The sequence below is a fragment of the Mesorhizobium sp. B2-5-11 genome (genome assembly GCF_006440835.1).
Classification (GTDB): Bacteria; Pseudomonadota; Alphaproteobacteria; order Rhizobiales; family Rhizobiaceae; genus Mesorhizobium.
In genome coordinates this window covers 54,174-76,332 of the sequence record NZ_VFUK01000013.1, presented here as the reverse complement: position 1 = coordinate 76,332, position 22,159 = coordinate 54,174, and the positions used below count along the sequence as shown (strand labels likewise).

At 63.2% G+C, this 22,159-nt stretch carries 21 protein-coding genes; 9 read left to right on the top strand and 12 right to left on the bottom strand.

The features are described 5' to 3' along the window. Positions 1-59: 59 nt before the first annotated feature. From FJ490_RS28225 to FJ490_RS33590, 3 genes are all read right to left on the bottom strand, one after another. Complete coding sequence (locus tag FJ490_RS28225; protein WP_140525439.1) at positions 60-698, bottom strand: NrsF family protein; 639 nt, start codon at positions 696-698, stop codon at positions 60-62. A 1-nt stretch (position 699) separates the two neighbouring features. Further along, positions 700-1,251: a sigma-70 family RNA polymerase sigma factor gene (locus FJ490_RS28220; RefSeq protein ID WP_140500812.1), complete on the bottom strand. Its 552-nt coding sequence runs from the start codon at positions 1,249-1,251 to the stop codon at positions 700-702. A gap of 164 nt (positions 1,252-1,415) precedes the next feature. Further along, positions 1,416-1,550 carry a hypothetical protein gene (locus tag FJ490_RS33590; RefSeq protein ID WP_263490082.1) on the bottom strand — a complete coding sequence of 45 codons (135 nt, stop codon included), beginning with the start codon at positions 1,548-1,550 and terminating at the stop codon, positions 1,416-1,418. Between FJ490_RS33590 and FJ490_RS28215 the strand changes: the two genes are divergently transcribed. The 3 genes from FJ490_RS28215 to FJ490_RS28205 all read left to right on the top strand — a co-directional run bounded on the left by FJ490_RS28215 (position 1,549) and on the right by FJ490_RS28205 (position 5,384). Then, the gene (locus FJ490_RS28215; RefSeq protein ID WP_140513868.1) at positions 1,549-2,556 is read left to right on the top strand and encodes an iron ABC transporter substrate-binding protein; all 1,008 of its coding nucleotides are present in this window, start codon (positions 1,549-1,551) and stop codon (positions 2,554-2,556) included. The genes FJ490_RS33590 and FJ490_RS28215 overlap by 2 nt on opposite strands. Before the next feature lie 168 nt (positions 2,557-2,724). After that, complete coding sequence (locus FJ490_RS28210; RefSeq protein ID WP_181165391.1) at positions 2,725-4,305, top strand: iron ABC transporter permease; 1,581 nt, start codon at positions 2,725-2,727, stop codon at positions 4,303-4,305. After that, positions 4,302-5,384, top strand: coding sequence for an ABC transporter ATP-binding protein (locus tag FJ490_RS28205; protein WP_140558133.1), 1,083 nt, complete (start codon positions 4,302-4,304; stop codon positions 5,382-5,384). Before FJ490_RS28210 ends, FJ490_RS28205 begins: the two co-directional genes overlap by 4 nt. A 45-nt stretch (positions 5,385-5,429) precedes the next feature. Here the strand turns inward: FJ490_RS28205 and FJ490_RS28200 are convergent, their stop codons facing one another. The 7 genes from FJ490_RS28200 to FJ490_RS28165 all read right to left on the bottom strand — a co-directional run bounded on the left by FJ490_RS28200 (position 5,430) and on the right by FJ490_RS28165 (position 13,090). Beyond that, positions 5,430-6,479: a sn-glycerol-3-phosphate import ATP-binding protein UgpC gene (locus tag FJ490_RS28200; protein WP_140500808.1), complete on the bottom strand. Its 1,050-nt coding sequence runs from the start codon at positions 6,477-6,479 to the stop codon at positions 5,430-5,432. A gap of 7 nt (positions 6,480-6,486) precedes the next feature. Next, entirely contained in the window at positions 6,487-7,335 is an 849-nt protein-coding gene (gene ugpE, locus FJ490_RS28195; RefSeq protein WP_140500807.1) for a sn-glycerol-3-phosphate ABC transporter permease UgpE, read from the bottom strand. A gap of 8 nt (positions 7,336-7,343) precedes the next feature. Next, entirely contained in the window at positions 7,344-8,228 is an 885-nt protein-coding gene (gene ugpA / locus FJ490_RS28190) for a sn-glycerol-3-phosphate ABC transporter permease UgpA (RefSeq protein WP_140625577.1), read from the bottom strand. 239 nt (positions 8,229-8,467) lie between these two features. Then, positions 8,468-9,772: a sn-glycerol-3-phosphate ABC transporter substrate-binding protein UgpB gene (gene ugpB, locus FJ490_RS28180; RefSeq protein ID WP_140729330.1), complete on the bottom strand. Its 1,305-nt coding sequence runs from the start codon at positions 9,770-9,772 to the stop codon at positions 8,468-8,470. A gap of 396 nt (positions 9,773-10,168) precedes the next feature. Continuing rightward, positions 10,169-11,293 (bottom strand): ATP-binding protein, encoded by a 1,125-nt coding sequence (locus FJ490_RS28175; protein ID WP_140525435.1) that lies wholly within the window; start codon positions 11,291-11,293, stop codon positions 10,169-10,171. Then, positions 11,290-12,783 carry a circadian clock protein KaiC gene (kaiC, locus tag FJ490_RS28170; RefSeq protein WP_140500803.1) on the bottom strand — a complete coding sequence of 498 codons (1,494 nt, stop codon included), beginning with the start codon at positions 12,781-12,783 and terminating at the stop codon, positions 11,290-11,292. The genes FJ490_RS28175 and kaiC overlap by 4 nt, the downstream gene beginning before the upstream one ends. Beyond that, on the bottom strand, positions 12,767-13,090 hold the full coding sequence (locus FJ490_RS28165) for a circadian clock KaiB family protein (RefSeq protein ID WP_140500802.1): 324 nt from the start codon (positions 13,088-13,090) through the stop codon (positions 12,767-12,769). Before FJ490_RS28165 ends, kaiC begins: the two co-directional genes overlap by 17 nt. Before the next feature lie 261 nt (positions 13,091-13,351). Here FJ490_RS28165 and FJ490_RS28160 point away from each other — a divergent pair, with 261 nt between their 5' ends. Then, the gene (locus tag FJ490_RS28160) at positions 13,352-14,110 is read left to right on the top strand and encodes a Crp/Fnr family transcriptional regulator (protein ID WP_140729329.1); all 759 of its coding nucleotides are present in this window, start codon (positions 13,352-13,354) and stop codon (positions 14,108-14,110) included. A 191-nt stretch (positions 14,111-14,301) separates the two neighbouring features. Here FJ490_RS28160 and FJ490_RS28155 read toward each other — a convergent pair whose 3' ends face one another. Continuing rightward, positions 14,302-14,982 carry a TlpA disulfide reductase family protein gene (locus tag FJ490_RS28155; protein WP_140513874.1) on the bottom strand — a complete coding sequence of 227 codons (681 nt, stop codon included), beginning with the start codon at positions 14,980-14,982 and terminating at the stop codon, positions 14,302-14,304. Between the two features lie 36 nt (positions 14,983-15,018). Here FJ490_RS28155 and argH point away from each other — a divergent pair, with 36 nt between their 5' ends. From argH to lysA, 3 genes are all read left to right on the top strand, one after another. Beyond that, entirely contained in the window at positions 15,019-16,419 is a 1,401-nt protein-coding gene (argH, locus tag FJ490_RS28150) for an argininosuccinate lyase (RefSeq protein WP_140560180.1), read from the top strand. A 140-nt stretch (positions 16,420-16,559) separates the two neighbouring features. Beyond that, the gene (locus FJ490_RS28145; RefSeq protein WP_140500798.1) at positions 16,560-16,766 is read left to right on the top strand and encodes a lipoprotein; all 207 of its coding nucleotides are present in this window, start codon (positions 16,560-16,562) and stop codon (positions 16,764-16,766) included. A gap of 68 nt (positions 16,767-16,834) precedes the next feature. Beyond that, positions 16,835-18,103: a diaminopimelate decarboxylase gene (lysA, locus tag FJ490_RS28140; RefSeq protein ID WP_140560179.1), complete on the top strand. Its 1,269-nt coding sequence runs from the start codon at positions 16,835-16,837 to the stop codon at positions 18,101-18,103. 19 nt (positions 18,104-18,122) lie between these two features. Here lysA and FJ490_RS28135 read toward each other — a convergent pair whose 3' ends face one another. After that, on the bottom strand, positions 18,123-18,425 hold the full coding sequence (locus tag FJ490_RS28135) for a metalloregulator ArsR/SmtB family transcription factor (protein WP_140500796.1): 303 nt from the start codon (positions 18,423-18,425) through the stop codon (positions 18,123-18,125). A gap of 50 nt (positions 18,426-18,475) precedes the next feature. On the opposite strand from FJ490_RS28135, the gene FJ490_RS28130 reads away from it, so the two are divergent. Further along, complete coding sequence (locus tag FJ490_RS28130) at positions 18,476-19,417, top strand: threonine/serine dehydratase (protein ID WP_140729328.1); 942 nt, start codon at positions 18,476-18,478, stop codon at positions 19,415-19,417. A gap of 118 nt (positions 19,418-19,535) precedes the next feature. Further along, a complete protein-coding gene (locus FJ490_RS28125; protein WP_140729327.1) occupies positions 19,536-22,127 on the top strand; it encodes a TIGR02302 family protein in 2,592 nt (863 codons plus the stop codon). The last annotated feature ends 32 nt before the right edge of the window (positions 22,128-22,159 follow it).

Sequence of the window (22,159 nt, the reverse complement as noted above, 5' to 3'; positions counted from 1 at the left end):
AAACATTTGCCGGCATGATTAAGGATCGGTATGCGCGGGATGCAGCAGCGGGCGTCGCGCTACCAGCGCACGAAAAACCGGCCGCCGAGCGCGCCGAGCAGCGCCAGCGCGGCGATCGCGATCGTATACCAGGTGGCGACGAAAAGCGGCGAATCATCAAAGCAATGCGCGGCATAGAAGGTTGCCGCCAGCCCGCCGGCGAGCAGGCCCGCGGCCGTGCCGGCCAGCACCGGCCGTGTCGGCGCGCCATAGCGCAGCATCCACAGGAAGATGGCAAGCGGGCCGATGCCGATCAGCGGGATGAGCCCCATGCAGACCATCATGTTGGAACCGACGAGACGCCTGCCCCAGTCGGCCTCGGGCACGGCGTAAAGCTCCAGCACCACGGCCACTGCCACGAGCACGGGCGCAGCCGCCATCCAGGCCGCCGCCTTGCCTGTCGATGCTCCCGGTGTCGACAATGTCCTGACGAAGGCGAAGGCGCTGGCGGCGAGCACGATGGTGAACAGGAACTTCGAAAGAAAGCGCATCGTATGTGCGGCAGCCATGAAGTCGGGGCGCGGACCGATCGTCATCATGAAAACCGCGCCCGCGATCACGGCGGCCACACCGGCAGCCAGCCACCAGGCCGAGCGCAGCGGCATCGCCTTGCTGCGGGCGTCGGCATCAAGCGCCTTGATGAGATCCTCGGTCCTCATGTCATTCCCGCCCAAACCGCCCCTGCCCGAACCGCTTGGCAATGGCTGCAAGTCCGCGATGCAAAGAAACCCGCACCGCTGTTTCGCTGATGCCGAACTTGGCTGCCGTGTCGCCGATCGAGCGCCCCTCCACCGACACGGACGACACCACGGAGCGCTGTGCCGGCGGCAGGCCGTCGAGCGCCCGGCTGATGTCGCGTTCGCTGACGGTTTCCGTTTCCGGCTCGGCGAAGGTTTCGGCGATATCGTCGACATCGATCTCGATGCGCCGTCCGCGCCGCCGGAACGCGTCGATCAACTTGAAGCGCGCGATGGCATAGACCCAGGGCAGCACAGGTGCGTCCTGGCGCCAGGTGTGCCGTTTCACATGAATGGCCAGCAAGGTTTCCTGCACGACATCCTCGGGATCGACCCCGCCTTTGACGATCTTGCGCCTGGCAAAACCGCGAACCAGAGCGGCCGTCCGGTGCAGAAAGTCGGCATAGGCCCTTTCATCTCCCGCGATCGCGGCTCGCATCAGCCGGGAAAGCTCGGCCTCGTCCTTGCCGCTCACAAGAGTTCACTCCCCGATCTTCGCGCCTCGGCGCTGATTTGTTACGTGGCCGGCGAAATAATGTCCAAGGCAAACTACCGGCAAGTCACGAAAGATTGCGGGCGAACGCGAACTTGGGCTCGTCGACGGCGACTGTGTCCTGGACCGTCGGTCGCGCGCGGCCATCACGCGGAATTGTCCGCCTGGCATGGGTCTATGCCGCCAGCGGCCGATTGAAGCAGGCCAAAAATGTTGACTACACCTGTCATGTATCGATAGGTGCTGCGTGCCAGTTCAACGAGATCGAGGACGACGCCCATGAAATACGCTCTTTCCACCCTTGCCGGCGCCGCGGTGGTGGCGGTCAGCCTGATGGCTGGCCAGGCGATGGCTGAGGATACAGGCATCATCGTCTACAATGCCCAGCACGAGAGCCTCGCCAAGGAATGGGCCGACGGCTTCACCAAGGAAACCGGTATCAAGGTCACGCTGCGCAATGGCGGCGACAGCGATTTCTCCAACCAGATCGTCGCGGAGGGCACCGCCTCGCCCGCCGACGTGTTCCTGACCGAGAATTCGCCGGCCATGGTGCTGGTCGAGAATGCCGGCCTGTTCGCGCCGGTCGACGCCGACACACTGGCGCAGGTTCCGCAGGATTATCAGGCAGCGAGCGGCAAATGGGTCGGCGTTGCCGCCCGCAGCACCGTCTTTGCCTACAATACCACCAAGCTCAAGGCCGACCAGTTGCCCAAGTCGCTGCTCGACCTTGCCGATCCGAGCTGGAAAGGCCGCTGGGCCGCCTCGCCGTCGGGCGCCGATTTCCAGGCTATCGTCAGCGCGCTGCTGCAGCTCAAGGGCGAAGCCGCGACGGCGGACTGGCTGAAGGCGATGAAGCAGAATTTCACCGCCTATAAAGGCAACAGCACCGTGATGAAGGCGGTCAACGCCGGCGAGATCGAAGGCGGCGTGATCTATCACTACTACTACTTCGGCGATCAGGCCAAGACCGGCGAGAACAGCAAGAACGTTGCGCTGCATTATTTCAAAAACCAGGATCCGGGCGCCTTCGTCTCGACCTCCGGCGGCGGCGTGCTGGCTTCGAGCAAGCATCCCAAGGAAGCCCAGGCTTTCCTGAAGTGGGTGACCGGCAAGGGCGGCCAGGACGTGCTGAAGAACGGAACGTCCTTCGAATACGCGGTCGGCAAGGGCGCAGAGTCCAATCCGAAGCTGGTGCCGCTGGCCGACCTGCAGGCGCCGAAGATCGATGCCGCGACGCTGAACTCCAAGAAAGCCACCGACCTGATGACGGCGGCCGGCTTGCTTTAGTTGCCGTTCGTCCTAATAAGGACACCGGCCGTGCTCCCGCGGGAATTCCGCGGGAGCGTTTTGTTTTTTCGAGATGGCATTCGTCGATGACGACACGCTGTATTCCCGACCATGATCGTGGTCTTTCGATTGCCGCCGCCGGGCGGCAAGGGCGCGAAGTCTGAGCCGATGCAGTTCGCGGCCGACATTGCAAGCCCGGGCCTGCCGCCGAGGACGCGCCGCAGGGCGCGCCGGCGCGCTGCGTCATGGATCGTTGCCGCCGCTATCTTCGTTTCGCTGCTGGCCCTGCTGCCGCTTGCCTTCATCGTCTGGGTCGCCGTGCAGACCGGTTGGGAAACCGTCTCGGCGCTGGTTTTCCGGCCGCGTGTCGGCGAGCTTCTGGCCAACACCGTCCTGCTTGTCGCGCTCGCCGTGCCGATCGCCATCATCCTGTCGGTGGCGCTGGCCTGGCTGACCGAACGCAGCGACCTGCCCGGCGCCCGGCTGTGGGCCTGGCTATGCGTGGCGCCGCTCGCCATTCCCGCCTTCGTGCACAGCTATGCCTGGATCACCATGGTGCCCGGGCTGCATGGCTTGTGGGCCGGCGTGCTTGTCTCTGTCATAGCGTATTTCCCGTTCCTTTATCTGCCGGTATCGGCGGCCCTGCGCCGGCTCGATCCGGCGCTCGAAGACGCCGCGGCCGCACTCGGCCTTGGTCCCTGGCGTGTGTTCTGGCGCGTCGTGCTGCCGCAGCTCAGGCTTGCCATCTGTGGCGGCGCATTGCTGGTCGGCCTGCACCTGTTGGCCGAATACGGCCTTTACGTCTTCATCCGCTTCGACACCTTCACCACGGCGATCGTCGACCAGTTCCAATCGACCTTCAACGGGCCGGCCGCGAATATGCTGGCCGGCGTGCTGGTGAGCTGCTGCTTCGTGCTGCTCGGGCTGGAGGTGCTGGTGCGCGGGGAAGAGCGCTATGCCCGCGTCGGTTCGGGCGCCGCGCGCCACCAACAGCGCGCGCCGCTCGGCCGGGCGACCGTGCCTTGCCTGCTGCTGCTTGCCGCCACCACGCTTCTGGCGCTCGGCGTACCGTTCGTCACCATCGGACGCTGGCTTGCCGCCGGCGGCGCCGAGGTCTGGCGGCTCGACGAGATCGGCCTGGCGCTCGGCCAGACGTTGTTCCTGGCGCTCGCCGGCGCGCTGCTCGCCACCGTCGCCGCCATGCCGATGGCCTGGATCTCGATCCGCGCGCCGGGGCCTCTGCAGCGCTTGCTGGAGGGCTGCAACTACATCGTCGGATCGCTGCCCGGGGTCGTGATCGCACTGGCGCTGGTCACCATCACCGTGCGCATCGCCCTGCCGCTCTATCAGACCCTGTTCACCATCCTGGTTGCCTATGCCTTGATGTTCCTGCCCCGCGCCCTGATCAGCCTGCGGGCGTCGATCGCGCAGGCGCCGGTCGAGCTCGAGCGCGCCGCGTCCAGCCTCGGGCGGTCGCCGCTCCATGCATTGTGGTCGACGACGATCCGCCTGTCGGCGCCGGGTGCCGCCGCCGGCATGGCGCTGGTGGCGCTCGGCATCATGAACGAGCTGACCGCGACCCAGATGCTGGCGCCGAACGGCACCCGCACGCTCGCGATGGCATTCTGGTCCTACAGCGGCGAGATCGACTACGCTTCGGCAGCACCTTACGCCTTCATCATGGTGGCGATGTCGCTGCCCCTGACCTGGCTGCTCTATGTCCAGTCAAAACGGATGGCAGGACGATGAGCTTTCTCGAACTCAGGGGCTTGCACAAGCATTACGGCCCCGTCGCGGCGCTTGCCGGCATCGATCTCGACGTCGCCAGCGGCAGCCGCACGGCCATCGTCGGGCCGTCCGGCTGCGGCAAGACCACCTTGCTGCGGCTGATCGCCGGTTTCGAGGCGCCCGACCAGGGCAGCATCGTGCTTGACGGAAAGATGCTGGCCGACAGCGGCGGCGCCGTTCCGGCGCACCGCCGCGGTATCGGCCTGGTTGCACAGGACGGCGCCCTGTTTCCGCACCTGACGATTGGCGACAATATCGGTTTCGGGATGGACCGCCGGCTGGACAAGCGATCCGAGCGCATCGTCGAGCTCGCCTATATAGTGGGGCTGGACAAGGCGATCCTGAAGCGCCGCCCGCACGAACTCTCCGGCGGTCAGCAGCAACGCGTGGCGCTCGCCCGCGCCATGGCGATGAAGCCGCGGCTGATGCTGCTCGACGAACCGTTCTCGGCGCTCGACACCGGCCTGCGCGCCTCCATGCGCAAGGCCGTGGCGGAACTGCTCGAAGCCGCCGGCATCACCACCATCCTGGTGACGCACGATCAGGCCGAGGCGCTGTCCTTCGCCAGCCAGGTCGCGGTGATGCGCGAGGGCCGGTTTTCGCAGGTCGGCACGCCGCGCGAACTTTATCTCAAGCCGAAGGACAGGATGATTGCCGAGTTCCTTGGCGACGCCATCATCCTGCCGGCGAAGATAGCGGGCGGTTTCGCCACGTCGCCGCTTGGCCGCATCGCCGTCGATACGTCGGACAGCCGCGATGTCGCCCGCATCATGTTGCGGCCGGAGCAGATCGGACTGAAGCGGACATCGCGCGAGGGCATGTCGGGCACGCCGGACATGCTGTTTGGCGAGGTAACGGAATCCGAATTCGCCGGCTCGACCTGCACGGTCGCGGTGCGGTTGCTCAACAGCCCCGACCCGCCGGACGCCGCCGCCATCGGCAGTACGCCGCTGATCCTGCGCAAGTCCGGCATGGACGCCCCGGCGGTCGGTGAGATCGTCCGGCTCACCGTGTCGGGACAGGCGCATGTATTCGCCTGACCGGCCGACGGTTCGCGGCTCGCTGATCAGCATGCAAGATTGGCGTCAGTCGACCCTCTTTGCAGCCTGATCGAACCAGTGAAGTTTCTCGGCCTTGGCCACGACGCGCAACTGGTCGCCGGGCTTGGCTGTTGCGCGCGCGGCCACACGCACGACGATGCGGTCGCCGCCTGCCGCACAGTGAAGAAAGCTGTCCGCTCCCACCGGCTCGACCGCCTCCACCATTGTCGGCAGCACGAGCGCGCCGGACGGTGCCTCGGCCGCGAAAGTGACATCGGCATCCTCGGGGCGGAAGCCAAGCGTGACGGCATTCGCAGGCGCAAAGTCGCTCGTCTTGCTGCCGGTCAGCGCCGGACCCGAAAGGGACAGAAGATTCATCGGCGGTGCGCCGATGAAAGAGGCGACGAACGTCGAGGCCGGCTTTTCGTAAATGTCGAGTGGCGCGCCCGCCTGCTCGACCAATCCGCCATTCATGACGACAAGGATGTCGGCCAACGTCATCGCTTCCAACTGGTCATGGGTGACGTAGACCGAGGTGACACCGAGCGAGCGCTGCAAGTTCTTGATTTCGACCCGCATCTGGCCGCGCAGCTTGGCATCGAGATTGGAGAGTGGCTCGTCGAACAGGAAGACTTTCGGATTGCGCACGATGGCGCGGCCCATGGCGACGCGCTGGCGTTGACCGCCTGAAAGCTCGCGCGGGCGCCGGTCAAGCAGCGCTGAAAGCTCCAGCACCTTGGCGGTCGAACGAACCCTGCTGTCGATCTCGTCCTTGGGCGTACCGCGATTGCGTAGCCCGTAAGCCATGTTGTCGTAGACTTTCATATGCGGATAGAGCGCATAGTTTTGGAACACCATGGCGATGTCGCGCTCGGTCGGGCCGATCGTGTTGACGATCTTGCCGTCGATAGCGACCGTGCCGGAAGAAATGGTCTCCAGCCCGGCGATCATCCTCAAAAGCGTGGACTTGCCGCAGCCGGACGGCCCGACCAGCACACAGAGTTCCTTGTCGGGAATGGCAATGGAGACGCCCTTCACGGCTTCGACGCCGCCGGCATATACTTTCTTCACGTCCCTCAGATCGACCGTCGCCATCGGCTTCTCACTTTTCGGTGTCGACCAGTCCGCGCACGAACCAGCGCTGCATCAGCACCACAACCAGGATTGGCGGCAAGATTGCCAGGATCGCCGTGACCATGACCAAATGCCATTGGGTGTCGGCATCGGCGAAGGAGACCATCTTCTTCAGTGCGATGACGATGGTGTTCATATCGTTGCTGTTGGTGACCAGCAGCGGCCACAGATACTGCGTCCAGCCGTAGATGAAAAGAATGACGAACAGCGCCGCGATATTGGTGCGCGACAATGGCAACAGGATATCGAAAAAGAACCGCCATGGACCGGCGCCGTCGACGCGCGCCGCCTCGACCAACTCGCCCGGGATGGTCATGAAGAACTGGCGGAACAACAACGTTGCGGTGGCCGAGGCGATCAGCGGGATGATCAGTCCGGCATAAGTGTCGATCATACCGAGGTCGACCATTACCTTGTAGGTCGGCAGGATGCGCACCTCGACGGGAAGCATCAGGGTGATGAAGATCAGCCAGAAGAAAGTCATGCGCAGCGGAAAACGGAAGAAGACGATCGCATAGGCCGACAGGATCGAGATGAATATCTTTCCGACCGCAACGCCGAGCGCCATGATCGTGGAGTTGAGGAGCAGCCTGCCGACGCCGAGCCCGCCGATGCGGCCGACGCCGCCGAACAGCGCCTCGCCGTAATTGTTCCAGAACTCGCTGCCCGGCCGGAAAGGCAGTGGCGGCCTAAGGATGGTTTGCAGCGTCTGCGTCGAGGCAACGAAAGTGTAGTAGATCGGAAAGGCCACGATCAGTATGCCGAGGATGAGCACGGCATGTGCAAGGAAAATGCGAAACGGGGATTGACCGATCATCGCGCTCCTCAGCCGTAATGAACCTTCCGTTCCACGTAGCGGAACTGGATGGCGGTGAGCGCGATGACGATGACCATCAGGATGACCGACTGCGCCGCCGAATCGCCGAGGATCAGATTGACGAAGCCGTCATTGTAGACCTTGTAGACCAGTGTCTCGGTGGCCTTGCCCGGCCCGCCGCCGGTGACGGCGTGGACGATGCCGAACGTGTCGAACAGCGCATAGACGGTATTGACGACCAAAAGGAAAAACGTCGTCGGCGCCAAAAGCGGGAAGACGATGGTCCAGAAGCGCTTGGTTTCGCCGGCGCCGTCGATCGCCGCCGCCTCGATCAGCGTTTTCGGCACCGCCTGCAGCCCGGCGACGAAGAACAGGAAATTATAGCTGATCTGCTTCCAGGCGGCCGCCGCCACCAGAAGGATCATGGCGTCGGTGCCGTTGAGCAGCGGATCCCAGGCGACGCCCAAACGTCTCAGCAGATAAGACAGCGAGCCGATCGATGGATTGAACAGGAACAGCCACAGCATGCCTGCAATCGCCGGCGCCACCGCGTAGGGCCAGATCATCAGCGTGCGGTAGAGGCCTTTGCCGCGCACCACCTTTTCCGTCATCACGGCAAGGAGCAGCGCCACGCCCATGGCAACGATCACGGTCGCGAGCGAAAACACCACTGTGACCTTGATCGAGTTGAGATAGGCCGGGTCGGCAAGCACCTTGCGGAAATTGGCAAACCAGACGAACCTGCTCCTCAGCCCGAACGGGTCCTGCCTCAGCATCGACTGGTAGAGCGCCTGCCCGGCCGGCCAGTAGAAGAACACCAGCGTGATGGCAAGTTGCGGCGCCACCAGGAGGTATGGCAAGACTTTGTTGGGAAAGACGACGCGCGGGGTCAATGCGCCGCTCCGGCGTGGAAAGCCGAGCGGCACTCTACGGCGCTCACCGCTGCCCTGCCGGGCATCTCCCCTTCTTGGAGGAAGATTGGCAGTTCCTGCGGCAGCTGCCATTCTCCAGCTTTGACAATCGCCGAAAACGGTCGCGACAGCCAGTCTCCCCCCTTCAGGGGGAGATGCCCGGCAGGGCAGAGGGGGGCCTCGTAGAGCAAGGACTATAACTCGATAGGTTCGGACGCGCCCTAATTCCCCAGCGCTTCCTTGATCGCCGCGTTGCCACGCGTGACCGCATTGTCGAGCGCCTGCTGGGCGGTTTCCTGGCCGGCAAGCATCTTTTCGAACTCCTCGTTCTGGATGTCGCGCACCTGCGGCAGGTTCGGCAACCGCACGCCCTTCGAATTGTCGGTCGGCGCCTTGCCCGTCATCTGCAGGATCGGCGTCTCGCGACCGGGATTCTTGTCGTAGAAGCCGGACTTTTTCGTCGCCTCATAGGCGGCGAGCGTCACCGGCAGGTATCCCGATTTCTGGTGCAGATATTCCTGCACATCGGTCTTGGACAGATAGGCGAAGAAAGCCGCGACGCCTTTGTACTCCTCGTCGGACTTGCCGCCGAAGACCCAAAGGCTGGCACCGCCCGGCGTCGTGTTCTGCGGCGCGCCCTTGGCGTCGCCGTCATAGGGCAACTGGCCAATGCCGTAGTTCATGCCCGACTTGACGATGTCGCCTAGGCCGCCCGAGGATTCGGTGAAGATGCCGCATTCGCCGGCGAGGAATATCTGCTTGGCTTCGGAGGTGCGCCCGCCATATTTGAAGGTGCCGTCCTTGGCCAGATCGGCGAGCGCCTGGAAATGTTTGACGAAGATCGGCGAGTTGATCTTGAGTTCGACATCACCGCCGGCCAGGCCATTCTGCTGCGTGGCCCACGGCACATCGTTCCACGCCGCGAAGTTTTCCAGGTGTATCCAGGTCAGCCAGGTCGAGGTGTAGCCGCAAGCGGCGGCGCCGCTCGCCTTGATCTTTTTGGCATCCTCCCACACCTCGTTCCAGGTCTTGGGTGGGTTGTTCACATCGAGCCCCGCCTTCTGGAAGATGTCCTTGTTGTAGTAGAGGATCGGCGAGGAGGAGTTATAGGGGAAGGACAGCATGGTGCCGTCCGGCGTCGAATAATAACCGACGATGCCTGGCAGATACTGGCTCTTGTCAAAGTCCATCCCGGCGCCGGTCAGCACCTCGGCCACTGGCTTGATCGCGTCCCGGGCCGCCATCATCACGCCGGTGCCGACATCGAACACCTGGATGATGTCAGGCGACTGGCCGGCGCGATAGGCGGCGATGCCGGCATTCAGCGTTTCGGGATAGGTGCCCTTGAAAACCGGAACAATCTGATAGTCGCCCTGGCTGGCGTTGAAATCCTTGGAAATCTTGTCGACGACCTCTGCGTTGGCGCCGGTCATGGCGTGCCACCAGCTGATCTGCGTGACGGCGAAGGCGGAGGTTGTGGAAAGCAGGGTCACGGCGACACCGGCCGCGAAGCCAAAGAACTTCATGTTTCGTCTCCCGTTCTCATTGCTTGTCATTGGCGAAAGGGGCACTCCCGCAATGGCACTATGTGTCGTTCGCGCGCAGCGGACAACGGTTTTGTTGCGGGCAGGCGCACTTCATGTCCGGCTAAAGTAGCGTTCACTTCCGGATGAAAGTGACCCGGAAAAGGATTGCATAGCGGCTTGCTGCTTGAATTGATGTACCAGGGACCTGTCTCGAGACGGTCAGCGACCTCACCGACGGACGGCGTCTAACAGCACATGACAACACTGACATGACAACGCTGAAAAAGGCGTCGGTTTAATGCTCGGTCGATGCGTGGAAATTCCCGTCCCGCGCTCAGCCTGACGGATTTGACATCGGCCAATCAGTCTGCTGGCCGGGAATGGGTCTGCCGCCGCTCAGTTCTGCTGCCGCTCGGTTCCAGAAGCGCGCGGCAAGTAGAGATGCAGGCTTGTTCCCTGACCGATTTCGCTATCGATTCGGACATGCCCACCGGATTGCTTGATGAAGCCGTAAACTTGGCTTAGCCCGAGTCCCGTACCCTGCCCTTCCGATTTTGTTGTGAAGAATGGTTCGAAAACGCGCGCCAGGGTGTCCTTGCTCATTCCACAGCCGGTATCGCGTACAGTCACGCGAACAAATGAAGCCGCCGCTGAACGCAAATCCTCCAGATCATTTGGAAAATTGCTGGTCTCAATCGTGAGAGTGCCATTGCCTTTCATTGCATCTCTGGCGTTCACGGCAAGGTTAAGAACGGCGATGTCGAGCTGGTTGGCATCGATAAGGATAGGGTCCAAGGCTGGATCCAGATTGCATTGTACCCGGATGCCGCTCCCCAACGTCCGTTCCAGCAGCGTCGTCAGCCCCTTGATACGTTCATTGAGATCAATCTGTTCCGGGACCAGGGATTGGCGTCGCGAAAAGGCAAGCAGTTGCTGTGTTAGCGCTCCTCCATTTTCGATCCGCCTGAACATCTCCTCGACCAGCAGAGCGACTTTCTCATCCGCAGGATCTTTAGCGATCTGTTTCTCCAGAAGCCGAAGGCCAGACCCGAAAACGGCGAGTAGGTTGTTGAAGTCATGGACAATGCCAGCTGCGAGGCGTCCAATGGCCTCGAGCTTTTGTGACTGGCGTGCGTTTTCTTCTCTTGATCGCTGGGCCGAGACATCGCGCAGGCTGGCAAGCAATGCGGGCCTGCTGTCCCAGGTAACCTCGACCGTACGCATTTCCACTTCTGCCGGCTTGCGGCCGGAACGGTGAACGGTGATCTCGGCGATCTCTCCGGAGACGACCGGACGGCCGAGCGGAACGTGGAGGAGTTCGTCAAGCGGCTGTCCAAAAATTACGGCTGCCGCAGGATTGGCATAGAGCACTGTTCCGTCCAAATCGACCACCAGCATCCCGTCGGCGGTATTTTCGATCAACTGGCGAAAGCTGAGCTGGCTGATGCCAGCCGGAGATGTATCTCCGGGCGATTCCAGCATTTCGGCGGCGTTTTGCGCCGTATTCAAGGCGCTCTTCATGTCGACGTGTTGTCCACGGCGGAGTCGCCGAACACATCAGGCGCGCTGTCAAAGGGCTTTCCAAGATGCATACCGCCACTGTCGATGGTGAAGCGCCGTATCTGTTTGTCGTGTTCGCTGCCGCGCATTTTCAGCACCATCATGCCGCGATGCATGAATTCTTCCTGCTGAATGTAGCGCAACAGAATGATCGAATCGGTGAGTGTGGAAATATGCTGCTCGCTAGCGCTCTGGCCTCCGACAAGCGATTTGTTGGTAGCGGTGCAAAGGCCGGCAATTTCGCGCTTCTTTATGAAGGAGGTGACGCTGATCAAGAACTCACGAAACCCGGTTTCTGGCGCGATGCGCTCCAATGCCGACAAGCTGTCGATTGCCATGCGATCGGGTTTGAACTCCGCCACCAGTTCGCGGATCATCAGAAGGTGATCCGGCAAACTCTGCGCTTCCGGATAAAGGCAGACTACCTTCAGGCGACCATCCGCCTCCATCGCTTCGAAATCGACGCCCCAGCTACGCGCGTTGCGGAAAAGCTGGCCGCGGCTCTCCTCATAGCCGACGAGCAAGGCGCGTTCGCCCGCAGCCACTCCGCCCGCCAGAAAGTTGGTGACAAGTAGAGTCTTTCCGGTGCCTGTGGCTCCACTGACAAGGGTTACGCTGTCGCGAAAGAACCCGCCGCTGCACATTTTGTCGAGTTCGGAATTACCACTGGTGACCCGTTTCGTGCTTGATTGCTGCTCCAGGCGCAACGATGACAGAGGCACAGCTACGATGCCCTGTTCGGCGACCAGCGTTATGGGCACTTCGCCCTCAACGTGACGGCTGCCGCGCATTTTCAGGACTTCTATGGTCCGCCGACGGCGCTCGCGATCAAGGGCATTGCGAAGGATCACGACATTGTCTGCGACGAACTCCTCTATTCGGTGACGGGAGATTTCACCATATTCACTGTTGCGTTCCGCGGTCATAAGGACCGTCAGCCCTTCTTTCTTCAGCGCGGTCGCAATACGTAGAAGTTCGCGGCGCACTGCCGTCTGCTCGGCTACGAAATGATCGAAAAGTTGGGTAACCGAATCGAGCACGATGCGCTTTGCCCCGGCGCTTCGGCTCGCGTGCAGAATGCGGGTCAGAAGACCGGCGAGGTCGAAATCGCCCACAACCACCTGGTCCTGATCGCGCGGGCTCGCATCGACGAAAACAAGCTTGTCCGCCGCTCGCCAGCCGCGGATGTCCCAGCCGAAGCTCGCCATGTTCACCTCGATCTCGGTTGGCGACTCCTCGAAGGTGACGAAGACACCGGCCTCATTGAGACCGGTGATGCCATGCGCCAGGAACTGCGTGGCGAATACGGTCTTGCCGCTACCGGGCGTGCCGCCCACGATGGTGGTGCGTCCGCGCGGCAAGCCACCCATCACCAAGTCGTCAAAAGCCTCGATCCCTGTATTGACGCGTTCAAGAACCGGGTCGATAGAGATCTCATCCGTCGCGGTCATGAATATCATCCTTCTTGCGAAAACCGAAATAGTCCAGAACCTGAGCGATATTGCTGATGTCGCCCACCAGACGGCGCGGGGGATCGGCGGATTCGTCGGAGAGCGTCGGCGTTGCTAGTATCCCTGCTCGCTCCGCCTCATGAGGATGTTCCAGGATATCGAAGATCTGGATTTCAATGGATGCGCTCATCTCCTCGATTATCTTCAGGCGGCTTTCCAGTGCCCGACGAGCACCGGGCGTGTCTCCGGCGATGTAGAGCCGGAGAAGGGGATGGGCCCCTGAAGCGGGCGGTTGTTCCGGGTTCATATCTCACGCTGGTTGCACGGGTTCAGTATCGACGTGCTCTACGCGACACGCCAGCAATTCAACCGCAGGGCTTTGTTGTCCGCCTTGGGCGATCTTCTAGCATTTCGCCTGGAGCCGACGCGCCACAGCTCGCGCTCGATGGGGCCTGGATCAGCACCCCTGTCACTTCTTAGACATTCGCGCTTTGCGCGTCTGCGCACTAGTGGACATTTCTCCGGTTATTGGGATATGGGCCGCAAGCGATCGTTCGGAGGAGTGTAAATGGAAGCCCGCGCCCACATAGACTCCGGCATGATCGGCAACAATCTTCTGCGGGCACTCACCGCGGCAGATTGGGCAATCCTCGAGCCTTGGCTGGATGAGTGGTCGGCCCCCACCGGAACACTGCTTTATGAACCTGGCGACACGGTTCGCCATGCATACTTCCCGAGAGGTCCCAGCCTGATTTCCTATCTCGTCGTGCTGAGCGACGGGCGTGCGATCGAGACGGCTCTGGTCGGACGAGAAGGGGCAATTGGCGGAGTTGTCAGCCAAGGCAGGCTCCCAGCTTACGCTCGCGCTGAAGTACAATTGGGAGGTTCGTTCTTCCGCGTCGACCTGCTTAACCTTGAAGAGGCGAAGTCCAGGTCGTCGACGCTACGGAATCTGTTCGCGCGGTACGCGGACTGCCTGATGGCGCAGATGTTCCAGTCCGTCGCCTGCAATGCCGCGCATTCGATCGAGCAACGGACAGCGAAATGGCTGCTGGCCGCCATTGATCGGACGGGCACTCCCGATCTGGCGCTGACACAAGAACAGCTCGCCGTAATGCTCGGAGTCGGCCGGAGCTATTTGAGCCGCGTCATACGCGATCTGAAAGAACACGGTCTCATTGAGACCCATCGTGCCCGGATCGTCGTTCGCAAGGTCGACGGCCTGCGGTGGCTTGCTTGCGAGTGCAATGCGGCGGTCAGTCATCACTTCGACGAAGTATTGAAGGGCGTCTATCCCCTGCCGACCAACGGCTCGTCTGGCCGATAGCACAAACGGCTCGCCATATATGTCCTTAAGGTGAGTCCCTGGACGCCGAGGCTTGGACTACTATCTCGGCAAGCCGGCGCCGATCCAGGCATTCGACGAATTGACCGGGTCGGCTCAGGCCGACGCGGATGGGCTGGGCGGGACCGTTGCGTGGTCAGGCCGCGCTTGCGCCCAGCCTTGTCCCAGCCTCTTCAAGACCCGAGCGCGGCCTCGACAAGCCGCTTGGCGTCCGGCCCCGACCACTCGGCCGGGCCGTTCATATGAGCGATCAGGCAGCCTTCGCCGTCGATCAGCATGGTGACGGGCAGGCCGAGCGCCAGGCCGCGCGTCTTGAGCTCGTTGAACAGCGCCATCGTCGAATCCCTGTAATAGCCGAGTGCCTCGACGCCGGTGTCCTTGAGGAACTTCTTCGGCTTCACGTCGTCGCCGGCATCGACGTTGACGGCGACGACCTGGAACGCATCGCTGCCTTTCTCCTTCTGCAAGGTGTCCAGCGCCGGCATTTCGGCGCGGCATGGCGCGCACCATGTCGCCCACAGATTGAGCAGCACCGTCTTGCCGGCACGGTCGGCGATGGTCATCGGCTTGCCGTCCGGGCCGTTGAAGGCGAGGCTCTTCATCGATTGCGGCGGATCGGCTGGCAAGAGCGCCGCGACCTCGCCGGTGGCGGCTGCGGCGATCTTCTTGGCGCGTTCGCTCTTGGCGGCGCAGGCGACATCGTCCTTGCTGTCGCCGACGGCGACTTGCGACGCGGCGTTGTTGCCAGACCGGCTCTCGCTGACATATACCGCGACCGCGCCGGCCAGCGCTCCCGCCACCAGGGCGGCGAGGATCAGGCGCGGGGCCGGGAAAAATCTGTTTCCGTCTGCCATTTTCTCAAAACTGCTCCGAGCACGGGTTTTATAGCCATGAGCGACAAGAAGACCAGCAACCAGATGTGGGGCGGACGATTTGCCTCGGGTCCGGCCGCGATCATGGAAGCGATCAACGCGTCGATCTCGTTCGACCGCAAACTCTATGCGCAGGACATCAGAGGTTCGATCGCCCATAGCGCGATGCTGGCGCAAACGGGCATTATTTCGGCGGCCGATCAAGAGAAAATCGCTCACGGCCTGAACACGATCTTGAAAGAGATCGAGGCGGGCACGTTTGAATTCTCGACCAGGCTGGAAGACATCCACATGAATGTCGAGGCCCGCCTCGCCGAGCTGATCGGTCCGGCCGCCGGCCGGCTGCACACGGCCCGCTCTCGCAACGACCAGGTTGCAGTGGACCTCCGGCTCTGGGTCAAGGACGAGTGCTTTCGTGTCGCCGAGGCCTTGAAGGGCCTGGTCGGTGCGTTGCTGGAGCGGGCCGAGCAGCATGCCGCGACGGTGATGCCGGGCTTCACTCATATGCAGGCGGCGCAGCCGGTGACATTCGGCCACCATTGCATGGCCTATGTCGAGATGTTTTCGCGCGACCTGTCGCGGGTGCGCGACGCCGTCGAACGCATGGACGAGAGCCCGCTTGGTGCGGCCGCCCTTGCCGGCACCAGCTTTCCGATCGACCGCCACCAGACCGCCAGTGCGCTCGGCTTCCGCGAGCCGATGCGCAATTCGCTGGACAGCGTCTCGGACCGCGATTTCGCGCTGGAATTCCTGGGACTGGCGGCCATATGCGCCACGCATCTGTCGCGGCTGGCGGAAGAAATCATCATCTGGTCGACGCCGCAATTCGGCTTCATCAGGCTGTCGGACAGCTTCTCCACCGGCTCCTCGATCATGCCGCAGAAGAAGAACCCCGACGCCGCCGAACTGGTGCGCGGCAAGACCGGGCGCGTCACCGGCCATCTGGTCGGCCTGCTGACGGTGATGAAGGGCATGCCTTTGACCTATGGCAAGGACATGCAGGAAGACAAGGAATCGGTGTTCGATGCCGCCGAGACGCTCGACCTGATGCTGGCGGCGATGACCGGCATGGTCTCCGATATGACGGTGAACGCGGCGGCGATGAAGAAGGCTGCCGGCTCCGGCCACGCAACCGCGACCGACCTTGCCGACTGGCTGGTGCGCACGCTCGGCCTGCCGTTCCGGGAAGCGCATCATGTCACGGGACGGGCGGTGGCGCTGGCCGAAGAGAAGAAGCTGAGCCTGGAGAAGCTTGCGCTGGAAGACTTGCAGTCGATCCACCCCGGCATCACGAAGGACATTTTTTCGGTGCTGGCCGTGCAGAACTCTGTGAAGAGCCGCACCTCCTTCGGCGGCACCGCACCGTCGGAAGTCAGGAAGCAGATCCGCTACTGGAAAAAGCGGCTGGCCAAGGCGTGATGCCGGACATTGCGGCCAGCCATATCCCGGATATTGCAACCGCCAATATCCACGATATTGCAACGGCAATATCCAGGGTGCAATGCGCCGAGAACTCGGCTAAAAGCAGCGGCGGAAAAAAGTTTCGGACGGATGGATCGATGACCGGAAGCAGGATTTTGGTGACACTGACGCTGCTTGCGGCGGTTGCCGCCGTTACGGCTTGCGGCAGAAGGTCCGGTCTCGACACGCCTTACGAGGCGGCCGTGCAGGCGCGCAAGGACGCCGAGAAGGCACACCAACCCGTGCCGCCGGAACCGGAAAAACCGGTCGCGGACAAGAAGTTCATTCTCGACCCGCTGCTCTAGAGCCGGTCAGAGCGGTTTAGAGTGCTAAACCCGCTCCTACCCTGCTCCAACTTTTCGGAACCACTCTCGTGAACCATTTCGACTACCGCGACGGCGTGCTTCATGCCGAGGACGTGGCGATATCGGACATCGCCGCAACCGTCGGCACGCCATTCTACTGCTATTCGACGGCCACGCTGACCAGGCACTACCACGTCTTCGTCCAGGCATTTGCCGGGCTCGATGCACTGGTCTGCTACGCCATGAAGGCGAATTCCAATCAGGCGGTGCTCAAGACCTTGGCCAGGCTCGGCGCCGGAGCCGACGTGGTGTCGGAAGGCGAGTTGCGGCGCGCGCTGGCAGCCGGCATCCCGGCCAGCAAGATCCTGTTCTCCGGCGTCGGCAAGACCGCGCGTGAGATGGACTTTGCGCTGGCAGCCGGCATCCTGTGCTTCAACGTCGAATCCGAGCCCGAACTCGAACTGCTCTCGTCGCGCGCAGTTGCCCTGGGCAAGGTGGCGCCGGTCTCGCTGCGCATCAATCCGGATGTCGACGCCAGGACACACAAGAAGATCTCGACAGGCAAAGCCGAGAACAAGTTCGGCATCCCATGGCGGAAGGCGCGTCAGGTCTATGCGCGCGCGGCTGAATTGCCGGGCATCAAGGTCACCGGCATCGACACCCATATCGGCAGCCAGATCACCGAGCTGCAACCCTTCGACGATGCCTTCGCGCTTTTGGTGGAACTGGTCGGCGCGCTGCGCGCCGACGGCCATGCCATCGAGCATGTCGATCTCGGCGGCGGTCTCGGCATTCCCTACCGCGTCGACAACAACCCGCCGCCCTTGCCCGATGCCTATGCCCAGGTCGTCCGCAAGCACGTCACCAAGCTCGGCTTGAAGGTGATGTTCGAGCCGGGCCGGCTGATCGTTGGCAATGCCGGTATCCTCGTCTCGCAAGTGATCTTCGCGAAAGAAGGTGATGCCAAGAATTTCCTCGTCGTCGACGCCGCCATGAACGACCTGATCCGGCCGACGCTCTACGACGCCTTTCACGACATAAGACCGGTGGTGCTGCCGCCCGCCGACGCGCCGCGCATGACGGTCGATATCGTCGGCCCGGTCTGCGAGACCGGCGACTATCTCGGCCTCGACCGCGACCTGCCAAGGCTCAAGTCCGGCGACCTGATCGCCATCGCCACCGCTGGCGCCTATGGCGCGGTGCAGGCCGGCACCTACAACACCCGCCTGCTGGTACCGGAGGTGCTGGTCGACGGCGATCGTTTCCACGTCGTGCGCCCGCGCCAGACCTATGACGAACTGATCGGCCTGGATTCGATCCCCGACTGGCTTGCATAGAAGCCAAACGACGGAGGTCCTACAGTCGGTTCTGGATCAGCGCTCTCGCCTCGGCGATCCTGCCCTCGTCGCGGCGATAGAAGGTCCATTGCTTGGTGCGCTTGGTCCGTAACAGCCCTGCCTGCGTGAGCACACGCATGTGCTCGCTGAGCGTCGCCTGCGTAATGCCGAGCTTTTCAGCGATCAGCAGTGCACAAACACCGTCCTCGACCAGATCGCCATCCGCCTGGGCCGGGAAATGCGCGCGCGGATCCTTCAGCCAGTCGAGGATCCGCAGCCTTCGTTCGTTGGCAATCGCCTTGAACACGTCAACCTCTTGCATTTAGGCATTTTGCCAAGTTACTAATTGCTGTCAATCCCAAGGAGATGGCCATGACCGACGGCAGCACCATAACGCGCGAACGCATCGCGGCGATGGAACCGCGCATCCGCCCCTATGTGCGCCAGACGCCGGTGCTGCGCGTCGACATGGCCGATTTCGACCGGCCGCCGCTGGCGGTCGACCTCAAACTCGAATGCCTGCAGCATTCCGGTTCGTTCAAGGCGCGCGGCGCGTTCACCAATCTTCTCGAGCGGCAGGTCCCCGAGGCCGGTGTCGTCGCCGCCTCGGGCGGCAATCATGGAGCGGCGGTGGCGTATGCCGCCATGCGGCTCGGCCATAGGGCGACCATCTTCGTCCCGGAAGTGAGCCCGCCGGCCAAGCTGGAGCGCATTCGCAGCTACGGTGCCGAGCTGGTCGTCGGCGGCGCCCGCTATGCCGAGGCGCTAGCCGCCAGCGAACGTTTCGCCGAGCAAACCGGCGCCTTGCAGATCCACGCTTTCAACCAGGAGGAAACGCTTATCGGGCAAGGCACGCTCGGGCTGGAAATCGAGAACGACCTGCCTCAGATCGACACTTTGCTGGTCGCCGTGGGCGGCGGCGGCCTGATCGGCGGCATCGCCGCCTGGTTCGCCGGCCGTATCCGCATCGTCGCCGTAGAACCCGAGGGCGCGCCGACACTCTATCGCGCCCTCGAGGCCGGCCATCCGGTTGATGCGCCGGCCGAGGGCATCGCCGCCGATTCCCTGGCGCCCAAACGTGTCGGCGAGATGATGTTCCCGATCGCCGAGGCCTTCGTGGAACGCTCCATCCTGGTCAGCGACGACGACATCGCCGCCGCCCAGAAGGCGCTGTGGGACCGGGTGCGGATCATCTCGGAACCCGGTGGCGCCGCGGCGTTCGGCGCCATCCTGTCCGGCCGCTATGCGCCTGCACCCGGCGAACGGCTCGCCGTCCTGGTCTGCGGCGCGAACGCAAACCCGGCGAAATTCTGATCGCCGCGCCTTTCTCTCCTTCACGTTTTTCAGGAACTGCCTCGCCTTCGCCGCGTTTGCTGGGTATTCTTCGAGTCGTGAGGTTCGGGCCATCCCGCCCGCTCCCGTGGAAGGGCCGATGACGGAACGACCGATCTTCAGCAGCGATCGTGGTCTCGCCGGGCGCCTGGCGCTCAGCCGGCTGGCGACGCGGGTGTCGATGATGGTCGAACGGGGCTGGCCGCTCCTGCTGCCGCTTCTCGTCGTCGCCAGCCTGTTTCTCAGCATTTCCTGGCTAGGGCTTTTCCCGCGCCTGCCCGATGCCGCGCGCATCGGGCTGGTCGCCGCCTTCGGCGTCGCGACACTGGCCGCGCTCTACCCGCTGCGCTTTTTCCGCATGCCGGGCGGCGCCGAGATCGACCGCCGCATCGAGGCGGCCAATCACTTGCTGCACCACCCCGTCCAGACCCAGACGGACCGGCCGAGCGGCCGCGAAAGCAGCTTCTCGCAGGCGCTGTGGCGCGAGCACCAGAAGCGCATGGCCGACAGGCTCGACAGCCTCGGCGCCGACGTGCCGCGCACGCGCGTGCCGGAACGCGATCCCTGGGGATTGCGCGCCGTGGCAGCGCTTCTGCTCGTCACCGCCTTCGCTTTTTCCTTCGGACCGACTGGTGGCCGGATAGCCGACGCGTTCAGCGCCCAGGACGCGCATGACGCCGTGCCGCCGCGGATCGATGCATGGGTGACGCCGCCCGCTTATACCGGCAAGCCCCCGATCTTCCTTACGGCAGACGCCAACCAGGCGGCGCCGGCTTTCCACGTTCCCGAAGGCAGTGATGTTTCGCTGCGCGTCACCGGCGGCTCGGGCGAGGAGACGCTTGCCTATGCCGACAAGGATGGCAATGCCCGCGCCATCGATCCCGCCGACCCGCAGGCGGCCGCGGCCAAGCCGGCGGCAAGCCCGGCAGCGCAATCCAAAGTGCGCCAGTTCATCGGCAAGCTGACGAGCGATGGCACGCTGACGCTGAAGTCGGGCGAGGACCAACTCGGCCGTTGGGCCTTCGCGGTGATCCCGGACAAGCCGCCGCAGATCCGTTTCGTCGGCGAGCCGAAGCGCGCTGTCAACGGCGCTTTCGAGCTCAATTACCAGATCGACGACGATTATGGCGCCGCCAACGCCAAGGCCGTGTTCGCGCTCGCCGATCCGCAGGCTCCCGATGCGCGTCCGCTCTACGGTCCGCCTGACATGCCGCTGACGCTGCCGCGCCGCGGCGGCAAGGCGAATGCCGCCAGGACCTCGAAGGACCTGACCGAGCACGTCTGGGCTGGCGCCGAGATCAAGTTGACGCTGGTCGCCACCGACGATGCCGGGCATACGGCGAGCAGCGAAACCAAGACGTTGGTGATGCCGGAGCGGCCGTTCTCCAATCCGCTGGCGCGTGCCGTTATCGAGCAGCGCCGCCTGCTGGCGCTCGACGCCAACGCCAAGCCGCGCGTGCTCGACCTGATGGATGCGATCACGCTGCGGCCCGAGGACACGTTCGACAACATGTCCCACTACCTCGCAATCATGAGCGCGCGCAGCCGGTTGAAGATGGCCGACAGCGACGACCAGTTGCGCAACGAGGTCTCCTATCTCTGGGAAATCGCACTCGGCATCGAGGAGGGCAATCTCTCGGCTGCCGAGAAGCGGCTGCGCCAGGCGCAGCAGGCTTTGCAGGACGCTATCAAGAACGGCGCCAGCGACGCGGAGATCGAAAAGGCGATGAAGGAACTGCGCGAGGCGATGAACCAGTTCCTGCAGGAATTCGCCGAGCGCGCCAAGCAGAATCCCAACGCCCCGCAGATGCAGCAGAACGGCCAGGAACTGCGCCAGAGCGACATCGATCGCATGATGGACCAGATCGAGAACCTGGCGAAGTCCGGCGATCGCGACAAGGCGCAGCAATTGCTGTCGCAGCTGCAGGACATGATGAACAACCTCCAGGCAGGCCGCCAGCAGCAGGGTGGCCAGCAGGACAGCCAGATGCGCCAGCAGATGGACAAGCTCGGCGACATCCTGCGGCGCCAGCAGGAGATGATGAACGACACCTTCCGCATGGACCAGATGCAGCGCGGCGAGCGCCAGCGCGGCCAGAACCGCGATGAACAGCTCGGCGAAGGCGGCGAAGATCAGAACAGGCCGGGCGCAGGCGAGAACCGCGATCCGCTCGCCGGGCAAAAGCCGATGACGCCGCAGGAATTCGCCGATGCGCTGAAGCAGTTGCAGGAAGGCCAGGGCCAGCTGAAGAACGACCTCGAACAGTTGAAGAAGGGGCTCGAGGGGATGGGCATGGAGCCCAATGAAGGATTTGGCGAGGCCGGCAAATCCATGGGCAATGCCGAGCAGGCCCTGGGCGATGGTGAAGGTGATCAGGCCGTTGGCCACCAGGGCCGCGCGCTGGAGGCGCTGCGCAAGGGCGCCAAGGACATGATGAAGCAGATGCAGGCCATGCAGGGCGACGAAGGCGGCAGCGAGGAAGGCGGTCGCCAGCAGAACGCCGATCGCGATCCGCTCGGCCGGCCGCGTGCCAGCCAGGGTCCCGATTTCGGCGATTCGGTGAAGGTGCCGGACGAGATCGACGTGCAGCGCGCCCGCCAGATCCTGGAAGCGATCCGCAAGCGGCTCGGCAATGCGCTCAGCCCCGATATCGAGCGCAGCTATCTGGAACGGCTGCTGGAACTGAAATAGGGATCGCCGCCGCGGCATCCGCTGGGAGCGGC